General features: G+C 65.4%; 12 protein-coding genes and 1 pseudogene. 11 read left to right on the top strand and 2 right to left on the bottom strand.

Annotated features, from left to right (window positions below; translation table 11 throughout):
* A pseudogene (locus ACE3UY_RS09215) lies at positions 1-327 on the top strand (glucose dehydrogenase); the annotation flags it as partial.
* Between the two features lie 71 nt (positions 328-398).
* Here the strand turns inward: ACE3UY_RS09215 and ACE3UY_RS09210 are convergent.
* Complete coding sequence (locus ACE3UY_RS09210; RefSeq protein ID WP_374687250.1) at positions 399-752, bottom strand: Rieske (2Fe-2S) protein; 354 nt, start codon at positions 750-752, stop codon at positions 399-401.
* 161 nt (positions 753-913) lie between these two features.
* Between ACE3UY_RS09210 and ACE3UY_RS09205 the strand changes: the two genes are divergently transcribed.
* The 4 genes from ACE3UY_RS09205 to ACE3UY_RS09190 all read left to right on the top strand — a co-directional run bounded on the left by ACE3UY_RS09205 (position 914) and on the right by ACE3UY_RS09190 (position 4921).
* Positions 914-2059, top strand: a complete 1146-nt coding sequence (locus ACE3UY_RS09205; protein ID WP_374687249.1) for a saccharopine dehydrogenase family protein — start codon at positions 914-916, stop codon at positions 2057-2059.
* Between the two features lie 67 nt (positions 2060-2126).
* Positions 2127-3206, top strand: a complete 1080-nt coding sequence (locus tag ACE3UY_RS09200) for a hypothetical protein (RefSeq protein ID WP_374687248.1) — start codon at positions 2127-2129, stop codon at positions 3204-3206.
* Between the two features lie 122 nt (positions 3207-3328).
* Positions 3329-3874, top strand: a complete 546-nt coding sequence (locus ACE3UY_RS09195) for a 2'-5' RNA ligase family protein (protein WP_374687247.1) — start codon at positions 3329-3331, stop codon at positions 3872-3874.
* A 33-nt stretch (positions 3875-3907) separates the two neighbouring features.
* Entirely contained in the window at positions 3908-4921 is a 1014-nt protein-coding gene (locus tag ACE3UY_RS09190) for a DUF1385 domain-containing protein (protein ID WP_374687246.1), read from the top strand.
* A 69-nt stretch (positions 4922-4990) separates the two neighbouring features.
* Here the strand turns inward: ACE3UY_RS09190 and ACE3UY_RS09185 are convergent, their stop codons facing one another.
* Positions 4991-6052, bottom strand: coding sequence for a molybdopterin-dependent oxidoreductase (locus tag ACE3UY_RS09185; protein WP_374687245.1), 1062 nt, complete (start codon positions 6050-6052; stop codon positions 4991-4993).
* A 79-nt stretch (positions 6053-6131) separates the two neighbouring features.
* On the opposite strand from ACE3UY_RS09185, the gene thrB reads away from it, so the two are divergent.
* The 6 genes from thrB to ACE3UY_RS09155 form a co-directional block, all read left to right on the top strand.
* Entirely contained in the window at positions 6132-7103 is a 972-nt protein-coding gene (gene thrB / locus ACE3UY_RS09180; protein ID WP_374687244.1) for a homoserine kinase, read from the top strand.
* 268 nt (positions 7104-7371) lie between these two features.
* Positions 7372-8331, top strand: coding sequence for a pyruvate dehydrogenase (acetyl-transferring) E1 component subunit alpha (gene pdhA / locus ACE3UY_RS09175; RefSeq protein ID WP_374687243.1), 960 nt, complete (start codon positions 7372-7374; stop codon positions 8329-8331).
* Between the two features lie 51 nt (positions 8332-8382).
* On the top strand, positions 8383-9354 hold the full coding sequence (locus tag ACE3UY_RS09170; RefSeq protein ID WP_374687242.1) for an alpha-ketoacid dehydrogenase subunit beta: 972 nt from the start codon (positions 8383-8385) through the stop codon (positions 9352-9354).
* Positions 9354-10709: a dihydrolipoamide acetyltransferase family protein gene (locus ACE3UY_RS09165; protein WP_374687241.1), complete on the top strand. Its 1356-nt coding sequence runs from the start codon at positions 9354-9356 to the stop codon at positions 10707-10709. The genes ACE3UY_RS09170 and ACE3UY_RS09165 overlap by 1 nt, the downstream gene beginning before the upstream one ends.
* Before the next feature lie 82 nt (positions 10710-10791).
* Positions 10792-11508: a response regulator transcription factor gene (locus tag ACE3UY_RS09160; protein WP_374687240.1), complete on the top strand. Its 717-nt coding sequence runs from the start codon at positions 10792-10794 to the stop codon at positions 11506-11508.
* A partial coding sequence (locus tag ACE3UY_RS09155) for a response regulator (protein ID WP_374687239.1) occupies positions 11501-12946 on the top strand: 1446 nt, incomplete at its 3' end. The genes ACE3UY_RS09160 and ACE3UY_RS09155, both read left to right, overlap by 8 nt.

The following is a 12946-nucleotide window of genomic DNA, read 5'->3' as shown; positions in this document are numbered from 1 at the left end:
TTCCAGGCGGAGACGTGCGACCAGACCGGTCTGGTGCTGCCTATCTTCGAGTACGACCACTCGCAGGGCTGTTCCATCACCGGCGGCTACGTCTACCGCGGCCAGGCGCAGCCCGAGATGACCGGCAACTACTTCGTCGCCGACTACTGCAGCGGCATCATCTGGCGGCTATTCCCGGAAGGGGAGCGCTGGCGGGCCGACCTGGTGCACGACAGCGCGCTGGTGATCTCGACCTTTGGCGAGGATGTCAACGGGGAGCTATTCCTGACGGACTACGCCCACGGCGCGATCTATCGCCTCGTCCCCGGCCCCGCGCCAACCAATTAAGAATTAGGAATTAGGAATCAGAGCCGCTCAGTGCAGCACATTCCTAATTCTTAATTCCTAATTCATAATTCCTAGATTGGGTTCAGGCGCACCTTCACGACGCCATCCTCCTCCTTGACCTCGTAGCGGCGCAGGCGGTAGATCTCGTCTTCCGGCCAGACGATCCGGCCGGTGCGCAGGTCGAAGCAGTAGTCGTGCTCGTGGCAACAGAGTCGCCAGCGGTGCAGCGAGCCTTGGCTCAGGTCGGCCGCGGCGTGCGGGCACAGGCTGTCGATGGCGTACAACTGCCCTTCATGCCGGGTCAGGATAACCTTGCGGCCGTTGACGCGGGCCGTGGTCATCTCCCCCTCACGCACGCCGGCTGCGGGAACTGTGCTGACGAATTCGTCCGAGCGGGCAGCCCCGCCTCGTTTCAGGATTGGCATGCGCTCCTTTATACCGAAAATAGGTGCTAGGGGCTAGGGACTAGGAAGAAGCTCTGTTCCCTAGCCCCTAGTCCCTGACAAAGATCATGGGGCAAACGTGCTAAAGGACACTATCGGGCGGAGCGCGTTGCGCCTATGCTAGAGGGTGGAGGGATTGTCACATGACTACCATCTTCATCCTCGGCGGCTACGGGTTGACCGGCCGCCTGCTTGCCCGCCATCTGTTCGCCCAGACCGATTGCCACCTGGTGCTGGCCGGTCGCAACCCCCAGAAGGGCCAAGCGCTGGCCGACGAACTGAACCATAACACGGGGTTCTCCCGCGTTGAAACCGCTTATGCCGACGCGGCTGACAGCTCTGGTCTGGCCCGCGCCCTGGCCGGGGCCGATCTGGCGCTGGTCGCCTCCAGCACGGCCGCCCATTGCGAATCGGTGGCGCGCGCGGCGCTGGCGGCGGGAGCCGACTATCTCGATATCCAGTACTCCACCGAGAAGTTAGCCGTCCTGCGCCGCCTGGCCCCGGAGATCGAGCGGGCCGGCCGCTGCTTCATCACCGATGGCGGTTTCCACCCCGGCCTGCCGGCGGCCCTGGCGCGCTACGTCGCGCCGCGCTTCGACCGGCTGGAGCGGGCCGCCGTCGCCAGCGTCGTCAGCGTGGATTGGGCGGCGCTCGATCTGGGCCAGGCAACCATGGAGGAATTCACTGCCGAGTTTATTGGCTTTGAGGGCCGCGTGTTCCGCGAGGGGCGCTGGCAGACACTAAACGGCATGGACATGATGCGCCCGGTCTACTTCGACTTTGGGCCGCCCTTCGGCCGGCGGGCCTGCATTGCCATGCCGCTGGCCGAGATGGAGCCGCTGCCGGAGATGCTGCCCGATCTGCGCGAGACGGGCTTCTTCATCGCTGGGTTTAACCCCATCACCGACTGGCTCGTCTCGCCCGTGGTTATGGCCGGGCTGAAGGTCGCGCCAGAACGGCTGCTGGGGCCGATGTCGCGGCTGCTGTTCTGGAGCATGCGACGCTTTGCCCGGTCGCCGTTCGGCATGGTGTTGCGCGTGGAGGCGTCGGGCCTGATCGACGGCGTCGCGCGAACGTCGACGATCAGCCTGTTCCACGAGGACGGCTACGAGTTCACGGCCATCCCGGTGACGGCTTGCATTCAGCAGTGGCTATCGGGCGAGGCGCGGCGACCGGGGCTGTGGTATCAGGCGCACATTGTGGAGCCGGCGCGCTTCCTGCGCGACATCGAGCAGATGGGGGTTCGTGTCGAGACCGACGAGAGCCTGGCGGTGGCAGTGACGGAATAGGACGTGATGAACGCGGATAGGGACGCTGATTTTCGCGGATTGGCACGTGTCGGCATATAATTCTCTCATGGCAGTCACCGAAATTCGAGCCTTCCCCGTCAATTCGACCATCGTAATGCGCAGCGCCCTGTTCGCGCTGGCCAACCTGGGCGCGGCGCTCCAGACTTACAACGAAGAGAGCGGCGTCATCGTCGCCACCGTCTCGCGCTGGCTGGGTTTCCAGAAGCAGGAGGTGGTCGTCCGCGTGCGCGCCTTCGAGCACACGTGCCAGCTCGAACTGGACGCGCCTGACGTGGATAAGGCGCGCGAACTGTTGCAGCTCATCGCCACCTACGTGCGCGACGGCGGCCGCGTGCAGGCCAACGCGACCATGCAGTGGGTCGATCTCCAGCGCCAGCAGGCCAACCGCGCCAAACGCCAGGAGTTAACCGTCAAGGCGCGCAATCTGCTGTCGGGCGGCGGGAGCGGCTCGTCGCTGCCGGCTGTCGTGGAAGAGCAATCGAACACCCTGCCCGCCGTGGTCGAGGGCGATCCGGCGCGAGCCGTCGGCCCATCGCTCGACGCGCCCATCGCCATCCCCGACAATCCCGGCGTCCTGGTGAAGAACCGCCAGAACATGCTGCTCGAACTGAAGGTCGATCCGCAGGTTTTCACTGATCGCTCCGGCTTCGTGATCATGTGCAACGTTTGCTTTACGCCGGCCCTGCGCGGCAGCGCCTTTTGTCCCAATTGCGGCCGGCCGCTGACGCTGGAGGCGGTGCAGCCGGAGATGCGCAACAACGCGCAAAAGTCGGCCAACTCCAGCCTGACTTATGGGCTGATCGGCCTGGCGCTAAACGTCGTGCCGTTGCTCATCCTGGTGCTGCCCGGCTTGCTCAACCAGACCGACGCCAGCCTACTCGACCGCATCCGCGAGACGCTGACGCCGCTGACTATCGCCCTGGCGGCGGTGCTGGGCATCCTGCCCGCCATGCTGGCCGGCTTCGGCGCGTTGCGCCAGGGGCGGCGGGCCAACTGGTACCTGAACCTACCGGCGGTGCTGGAGCAGAGCGGGCGCGGCAAGGCAGGTATGGGCGCAGCCTTGGGCTGGCTCAGCATCTACCTGGGCGTCGGCTGGATTCTGCTCATCGTTCTCGCGTTGATTTAGAACAAATGGCGACGGATTGGGGCGGATGAGAGGGATTAGGAACGGATCGCTTCCTAGTTAAGTGAGTCATCCGTCGTTTCCGTCAAAATCCGTCGCCATTTCTTCTTCAAAGGAGCGTCATTGTGGGTTACGGAATTGTGTTGTATCCCGATCCGGCGACGGAGGAAGCGGTGCGAGAGGTGTGGCAGGCGCTGGCGGCGGCCGGCGTCGATAGCTCGATGGCCGACGGCGTCATCCGGCCGCACGTCACGCTGGCCATCAGCGACCACGTCGAACTGGCTGCCTTAAAAGAGGCCACGGCCCGCTTCGCCGCCGCGCGCCAGCCCTGCCGGCTCACCCTGTCCCACATCGGCCTGTTCCCGACGGCCGAGGGCGTGCTCTTTTACGGCGTCACGCTGACTCACACGCTGCTGGAGGTGCACGGCGAGTACAGCCGCATTTTCGCCTGGCACGCCCGTCAGCCCTATGCCTACTACCGCGTCGGCGCATGGGTTCCCCACTGCACACTGGCGACGGGGCTTGCCCCGGCCCAATTCGGCGAGGCGATCGCCATCGCCCGGCGCGCAGCGCTCCCACTCTACGGCAGCGCGCACCAGCTAGGGCTGATCCACATCGCCGACGAGGGGAATGAGTCATTAGACGTTTTCCAGTTGGGCAACCCGGCATAGCCGCCAAGCCGTCGCCGGTGTACAATCCGCCCAATGTTGTTCAATAGCCAATTTACTCTCAACGGCGACGGCCCGGCGGCGGGCCGCGTCGAGCTCACTCCCGTCAACTACGGCGGCCAGGCCGTCATCGAGGGCGTCATGATGCGCGGCTCGCGGGCCTTGTCCGTGGCCGTGCGCAATCCGCAGGGCGACATCGTCGTTCACACCGAGCCGCTAGACCCGCGCATCTACGGCGGCCGGCTGGCCCGCGTGCCCTTCTTGCGCGGCCTCACACTCCTGTGGGACGCGCTGGGGCTGGGCATTAAGAGTCTGATGTTCTCGGCCGAGGTCTCGCTGCAAGAAGAGGGCAACGTGGACGCCAACGGCGATCCGGCCAAGGTGTTCGAAGGGCCGGTGCAGTGGGCGCTGGTGGCCTTCTCGCTGGCGCTGTCCGTCCTGCTATTCTTCGTCCTGCCCACCTTCGTCGCCCATCTCTTCGAACGCTGGTTGGGGCTGGCCGGGCGGGCGGTGGTGGTCAACTTCATCGAGGGGTTAATCCGGCTGGCGCTGCTGATCGGCTACATCTGGAGCATCGGCCGCATGGCCGACGTGAAGCGCCTCTTCGGCTACCACGGCGCGGAGCACAAGACGATCAACGCCTATGAGGCGGGCGCGGAACTAAACCCGGCATCGGTGGCCCGCTTCCCACTGGAGCACCCGCGTTGCGGCACAGCCTTCCTGCTGTCGGTCGTCGTCATTTCCATCCTGATCTACAGCCTGCTGCCGCCGCTCGACCTGCTGCCGCGCATCCTGTCGCGGCTGGTGCTGCTGCCGGTCGTGGCCGGGGTGGCCTATGAGTTCCTGAAGTTCACCGCCGCGCACCAGGGCAACGCGCTGGTGCGCCTGATCACCAAGCCCAATCTGGCAATGCAACGGCTGACCACGCGCGAGCCTGATCTGGAGATGCTGGCCGTCGCCATCGCCGCGTTCGAGAACGTGCTGGAATACGAACGCAGCCAGACGACCGTGCAATTGGGCGACACCGTGATCGCCACGTCGTCATCGTAGCACAACCTGTAGCTCGGTCATTCCTGACCGAGCACCGCCGCAGCCAGGAATGGCTGCGCTACGACTGCGCTACTGGAGCGGTAGGGGCGACTGAACGTAAGGCCCGCTCTCGTTGACGCGGATGATCGTCACCCACTTCACCCATTCCATCCCCCGTTCGCCCGGCGCGACAAGGCGGGCCGGCGCGCCGTGGCCGTGGCTCAACGGCTGGAAAGCGCCGGGCTGGTCTGGTTCGCTGCCGGGAATCACGCCCAGCGCCAGCAGATAGCCCTGCGCCGCCGGCAAAGCGAAGCGCCGCCGGTAGCCGGATACGGAGACGAAGGTGACGCTGGCCGCCTGGTCGCTCAGCCCTGCCTGCGCCAGCAACTCGCCCACGCGCACCCCCTGCCAGCGCTGGACGGAGTACCAGCCGCCGGTGCAATCGAGCGCGGCGACGAGTTCGCGCTGCGGCCCCTGGGTCAGATCAGCGTAACTCAGGCTCAACGGACGTTCGACCGCCCCCTCGACGCGCAGCCGCCACGCAGTCACGTCCACCGGCGGCGGCCGGTCGGCGATCCAACTGACGACGGGGAAGTCGCCGCCAAAGCTGCCGGTCTCATAGGAGCCGGTGAAGCGCCGCGCCGCTCCCGCCAGTCCGGCCCACGCCTTGGCCCGTCCGACGATCAGCCACAGCAACAACCCCGCGCCGGTCGCCGCCAGCCCGCCCAGAAATAGCCGCCGCCCGGTCGCGCCCTCTACGCGCCGGATGAAGCGCATGTGCCAGGCGTGCCAGAGCATGAGGAGCATGAGTGGGACGGCCACGTAGATATGCAGGCTAACCAGGCTGAAGCCGCCCAGGTAGAGGGGGCCGTTGAACGTCCACAGCAGGCCGAGGAGCAGTGTCAGTCCCAACAACGCCAGCGTGACTAAAAAGCCGACGCGCCGCCCCGTCCAGCGTTTCTTGCGCCGCCAGGCGTCGAGGATGATGTTGGCCTTCAGGAAGACGAGCAATATCAGGGCATAGGCGATGATGCCGTGCAGCCAGAGGAGCCAGGCCGCCGCCTCCCGGCCGTTGGTGAAGCCGAAGTAGCCGGTGATGGCCTGCGCCAGCAGCAGGAACAGCAGCAAAAGGTTGACCCACGGCAGTTTCATGAGCTTTTAGCCTTTGAGACCTGACAGGTTTTCTGAAACCTGTCAGGTCTAATCCAATTCTAGTGTAAAATGTCGCCCCATGTCGATCACGCCTTCACAATCACTCACCGTCTCGATCAGCGTGCCGGCCACCAGCGCCAACCTGGGCCCCGGCTTTGACTGCCTGGGCCTGGCGCTCGATCTGCGCAACGAGGTCGTCGTCTCCAGCGCGGGGCCGCTGTTGCTCTACAACGACGAGCGGCCGACCCGCTACGAGGTCGCCGTTGACGGCATCGACGCCGACAAGGTGCCGACCGACCGGAGTAATCTGCTGATAGGGACGGCCGAGACGCTCTTCCGGGCGGCGGGGCGGCGGCCGGCAGCGCTGGCGGTGCGCATGACCAACCGCATCCCGGTGGGCAGCGGGCTGGGCAGCAGTTCCTCGGCCATCGTGGCCGGGCTGGCGGCGGCCAACGCCGTGGTCGGCGGTGGCTTTACGGAGCGCGAGTTGCTGCGCATGGCTGTGGCGCTGGAGGGACATCCCGATAACGTCGCGCCGGCCATGCTGGGTGGACTGGTGCTGGGCATTCTGCCGGACGCGGACGCCGGGCCGGCGGAACTCATCGTCCGGCGCATGGAGCCGCCGCGGCTGTCGGCCGTGGTCGTCCTGCCGGACTTCTGGCTGCTGACCTCGGAGGCGCGGGCCATCTTGCCGCCCGCGCTCTCGCGCGCCGACGCCATCTTCAACACCAGTCGTTTTGGCCTGCTGCTGCACGCCCTGAACGGCGGCGAGTATGACTGCCTGCGGGTGGCGATGGCCGACCGGTTGCACCAGCCCTACCGGCTGGCGCTCATCCCGGGCGCGACGGCGGCCTACGAGGCGGCCTACGAGGCCGGCGCCCTGGGTGTGGCCCTGAGCGGCGCGGGGCCGAGCCTGCTGGCTCTGACGGCCACCGACCAGGAGGTCATCGGCCGGGCCATGGCCGGCGCCTTCGCCGCCGCCGGGCTATCCAGCCGGATGTGGATTCTGGAGCCGTCGGCCGAAGGCGCACGGGTGGCGGTTGGTTCGTAGTCAGGCGACTCATCGCCGTTCTTTATTACAGAGGCAAGGACGGCGATGAGTCGTCTGACTACGAACAAGCGGCAGTAACCTATCGCCATTACTCATCTAATTTGCTACACTCCGCAAGCGACAACGGGCTCACGGGCAAAGCGACCATACACAGCATAGATTCCACAAATGTCCCGCTGAACACCTGCATCATCAACTAAACACGCAGCGAATAGACGAGGCTTCTCCTAAGCAAGCTCGTTACTACCACATTCCCAAGGAGAAATGCATGGATAAGGCCACACTACTGGATTGGTACCGTCAAATGGTACTGGTTCGTCGTTTCGAGCAGAAGTGCGCCGAGCTCTACCAACTGGGCAAGATCGGCGGCTTTTTGCATCTCTACATCGGCCAGGAGGCCACGGCCGTCGGCTCCATCGGCGCGCGCCGTTCTCAGGATCACGTCATCACCGCTTACCGCGACCACGCCCATGCCCTGATCGCCGGAGCCGATCCCAAGGCGCTCATGGCTGAATTGCTGGGCAAGGCTACCGGCGTTAGCAAGGGTAAGGGCGGCTCGATGCACCTGGCCGACGTCAGCCACAACTATTGGGGCGGCTACGGCATCGTCGGCGGCCACATTCCGCTGGGCACGGGGCTGGCGCTGGCCGAGAAGTATAAAGAGACGGACGCGGTCGTGCTCTGCTACATGGGCGACGGCTCCACCAACATCGGCTACTTCCACGAATCGCTCAACATGGCCGGCGTCTGGGACTTGCCCATCATCTACATCGTGGAGAACAACAAGTACGGCATGGGCACGTCGGTGGAGCGCGCCTCGGCCGCGCCGGACATGGTCACCAAAGCGGCTGGCTACGCCATCCCCGCCAGGAAAGTCAATGGGATGGACGCCATCGAGGTCTACAACGCCACACGCGAGGCCATCGACGCCATCCACGGCGGCCAGGCTCCGCAATTCCTGGAAGTCATCACCTACCGCTACGAAGGTCACAGCATGGGCGACCCGCTGCGCTATCGCACCAAGGACGAGGTCGAGAAGTGGCGCGGCGACGACCCCATCGGCATCCTGGAGCGGAAGATCTTCGACGAGAAGTTCGCCACCAAGGAAGAGTTGGAGCAGATCGACGCCGCGGTGGAGAAAGTGATCGAGGAGGCGGTGGCCTTTGCGGAAAGCTCGCCGTTTCCGGAGCCGGAAGCGTTGTTCAAAGATATTTACGTGGAAGAGTAAGAAGAATCATCCGCAGATTTCGGAGATTAAGCAGATTATTCAGGAGCAAGAATGGCACTGATTACCATGCGGCAGGCAATTACCGATGCCCTGCGCGAGGAAATGCACCGCGACGAGCGGGTGTTCATTATGGGGCAGGAAGTGGGTGTGTGGGGCGGTACGTATGCCGTCACCCGCGGCTTTTACGACGAGTTCGGGCCGAAGCGCATCCGCGACACGCCCATCTCGGAGATGGCGATTGGCGGCGTCGCGGTCGGCGCGGCGATGAATGGGCTGCGGCCGGTGGCCGAGTTCATGACTATCAACTTCGCCTTCCTGGCGCTCGACGCTATCGTCAACCACGCGGCCAAGATCCACTACATGTTCGGCGGGCAGATGAGGGTCCCGGTCGTCTACCGCGCGCCGGGCGGCGGCGGCCGGCAGCTGGGCGCGACCCACAGCCACACGCCCGACGCCATCTTCGCCCACTTCCCCGGCCTGAAGGTCGTCTCGCCCAGCACACCCTACGACGCCAAGGGGCTGCTGAAGGCGGCTATTCGCAGTGACGACCCGGTCTTCTTCATCGAGCATCACACGCTGTACCAGATTCGCGGCGAAGTGCCGGAAGGGGACTACGTCGTGCCCATCGGCGTTTCGGATATCAAGCGGCAGGGCACGGACGTGACCATCATTGCCTATGCCCAGGGCTTGCAGGTGGCGCTGGAGGCGGCAGCGGCGCTGGCTAAAGAGGGCATCGAGGCCGAAGTCGTCGACCTGCGTAGCCTGCGCCCGCTCGATATGGGCCCGGCGCTGGAGTCATTCCGCAAGACGTTCCGGGCGGTCATCGTCGAGGAGGGGTATCGCTCCTATGGCGTCGGCGCGGAGGTTGCCGCCCGGCTTCAGGAGGAGGGGTTCGATTACATGGACGCGCCCATCAAGCGCGTCGCCCAATTCGAGGTTCCCTTGCCCTATTCGCGCCAACTGGAACAGTCGGCGCTCATCAATAAGGATCGTGTCATCGCGGCGGTGAAGGAGGTTTTGTAATGGCCGACTTTATTGTCATGCCCAAGCTGGGCTTTGATATGCGCGAGGGCGTGCTGAATACCTGGTTGAAGCAAGTCGGCGACTCGATCAGCAAGGGCGAGGTCGTCGCCGAGATCGAATCGGACAAGGCCACGCTGGAACTGGAAGCGCAGGTCGCCGGGACGCTGTTGCAGTTGCTGCACAACCCGGGCGACGTGGTGCCAGTTGGGGCCAATATGGCGATCGTCGGACAGCCGGGCGAGGACGTGTCCGGTCTGGCGGGCGACGGCGCCGCTGCGGCCCCGGCGCCGGAAACGCAACCAACCCTGACACCGGCGGCCGACGCCGCGGCCCCCGCGCCCGCCCCGGGCGAGGCAGAATCCATGACTGCGCCGGCCACCGCCCAACCCGCGGCCCCCGCCGCGCCTGCCCCGGCGGCCGCGCCCGAGGCCGCGCCGGACGAGACGCTGCCCGGTGGGGTGAAGGCCACGCCAGTCGCCCGCCGCATGGCCGAGGAGAAGGGGATCAACCTGCTCCAGGTGCAGGGCAGCGGCCCCGAGGGGCGCATCCGCAAGGCGGACGTCGAGTCATTTGTAGCCGCGCCACGCCCGGCCGCGCCGGCTCCTGCGGCACAGGCGGCTACGCCCGTTCCGGCGCAGCCGGCCGCGCCCGCACCCGTCGCCGAAGGCCCTGACAGCGAATCCATCCCAACCTCACGCCTGCGCCAGGCCATCGGCCGGCGGATGGTCGAGAGTAAGACCACCGTGCCCCACTTCTACGTGACCACGGAGATTGACATGGCCCCGGCGCTGGCATTGCGCAAGCAGATCAACGAATCGCTGCCCGACGAGCAGAAGGTGACGGTCAACGACTTGATCGTGAAGGCTGCCGCGCTGGCCTTGCGCGACTTCCCCAATCTGAATGCAGCCTTTGCCGGCGACCACATTGTGCGCCACAAGCGCATCAACGTTGGTTCGGCCGTGGCGGTGGAGGGTGGGCTGCTGACGGTGGTACAGAAGGACACCGACAGCTCTACGCTCTCCAAGGTCGCCGCCGATAACAAGGCCATGATCGCCCGCGCCCGCGAGGGCAAGATGCGCCCCGACGACGTGGAGGGCGGTACGTTCACCGTCAGCAATCTCGGCGCGTTTGAGGTCGATCACTTCATCGCCATCATTAACCCGCCCGATGCGGCCATTCTGGCCGTCGGGTCGGCGCGGGAAGTGCCGGTGGTAGTCGATGGGCAACTGGCGGTCGGCACGCGCATGAAAGCCACCATCTCGGCCGACCATCGCGTGACCGACGGCGCGGAAGCGGCGCGCTACATGCAACGCCTCAAGGCGCTGTTGGAGCAGCCCATGCGCCTGCTGTTGTAAAAGTTTATGGTAAAGCTGCCATCTCGACGGGGATGGGGTATACTACGCGGTCAATAACCCTGCTTACCATTGGGATAGACGTATGGCCCAGATTCTTGTCATTGACGACGACGACTTGGTGCTGCGTACCTTGCAGCGCGCGCTGAAGATGTACGAGCACCAGGTCATGACCGCCAGCAGCGGCATCGAAGGCATGCAACTGGCCCGGCGACACCGGCCCGACCTGTTCATCCTGGACATCATGATGCCCGGCGTGGACGGATATCAGGTTTGCCGGCAGATTCGCGGCGACCCATTGCTTCAAGACGTGCCGGTGCTCTTCCTGACCGCCAAGGCCAAGGATGAGGACAAGATCGAGGGCTTCCGCGCCGGCGGCGACGATTACCTGGTCAAGCCGTTCAACATGCAGGAGTTGGAGTTGCGCGTGAAGGCCATCCTGCGCCGCGCCGCGCCGGAGAAGCCTGAGCCGGAGGTGCCGGCCAACGAGGTGACGGTTGGCAACGTCGTGCTCGACTGCCGCACCTTCAAGGTGATGACACCCTACCAGACCGTGCTGCTGACCAACGTCCAATTCGACCTGCTCTACCACCTGATGAGCCATGCCGATCAGGTGTTCAACAGCCAGCAGTTGTTGCAAGACGTATGGGACTATCCGCGCGATACGGGCAGCCCGGAGTTGGTGCGGGCGCACATCAAGAACCTGCGCGAGAAGATCGAGCCGGCGCCCAGCGATCCCATCTACATCAAGACGATCCAGGGTCACGGCTACTCCTTCTCCTCCGAGGCGACGCGTGGATAGAGACGTGGGCGGCGAGTTGGCTGGCCGGCTCACGCCGGTGCTCCCCAGGAGCGCGGCGGGGGTGGCGGGCGCGCCGCCGGCAGGCGCAGCGCCCGCTCCGGCACGCCCCTTGCCCGTACCGGCCGAACGCGGACCGACCGGCGCGGTCGCGACCGGTGCGGTCGCCCACATCCTCGTCGTCGATGACGAGGCCGACATCGCCGAGTCGCTGGCCGACTTCCTCTCGCGCAAAGAGGGGTATCGCGTCGAGATCGCGCGCGACGGTCACGAGGCTATCGCCGCCCTGGAGCGCGCCATCAGCAGCGCCCGGGAGATCGACCTGGTGCTGCTGGACATGCGGATGCCCGGCCTCTCCGGGCTGGACGTACTCGACTGGATTCGCAAGCGCCCCGACTTGCGCTATGTACGCGTTGTGCTGCTGACGGCCGCGGCCAGCAACGACGAGAAGGTCCAGGCGCTATCGGCCGGGGCCGACGACTACATCACCAAGCCCTACTACATGCAGGAGTTGCTGGCCCGCGTCAAGACCATCCTGCGGACGCAGCAGCTCGAGAAGCAACTCCACCACCAGAGCCGCCAGTTGGCCGCGCTGAACCGCATCAGCCAGGCGGTGGCGGCGACACTGGAGACGGGCCAGGTCTACGCGACGACGGTGCGCGGCGTGGACGCCATCCTTGACGTGGAAATGGCGGCGATCCTGACGGTGGAGGGCGGCAAGCTGCATTGCCAGTACGTTCGCCACTACAAGGGGGCCATTCCCGCCCATATCTTCCCCGCGGCCGACAAGGGCCAAGGCGTGTTAGGGCTGGCCTGGAGCGAGCAGCAGACGCTTTGCCTGAACCACACCGCCAACGACCCGCGCTATGACCCGACCCGCGACTCGCCCATCGGCTACAACGTCCGCTCCATGCTGGCGACGCCGCTGACGGTGCGCGGCCGGCTGGTGGGCGTGCTGGCCGCCTACAACAAGCGCGATGGCGAGTTCAGCGACGTGGATGTTGACCTGTTCGCCTCCCTGGCCAGCTCGGCCAGCGAGGCGATGGAAAACGCCTGGCTGTTCCAGAAGTTCCGGCTGCGTCATCAGGAAGTGCTGGAAGGGCGCGATACCCTTCAGGCGCTCATCGACGGCATCCCCCACCCCATCTACACCATCAGCGACGACTGGAAGCTGGTCGCCGTCAACAAGAGCAAGTCAGACGAGTTGGGTGTAACGCCCAGCGCGTTGACCGGTCAGGTGTGCTTCCGCGTGTTCTACAACCGGCAGCAACCCTGTGAGCATTGCTCGGTGGCCTTGACGCTGAGCGACAAGGCGGAGCAGCATTGGCCGGTGCGCTGGATAGGCGAGGATCATCTGCCGCGGGAGTGGGATGTCAGCGCCTACCCCGTGCCCGGCAAGCAGGTCAGTTCGGCCCGCGCCGTGCTGCTGTGGCAAGACAAG

Origin of the sequence: Promineifilum sp. (SeqCode), from assembly GCF_041918635.1 — a bacterium.
GTDB lineage: Bacteria > Chloroflexota > Anaerolineae > Promineifilales > Promineifilaceae > Promineifilum.
This window is presented reverse-complemented; position numbering and strand designations above follow the sequence as displayed.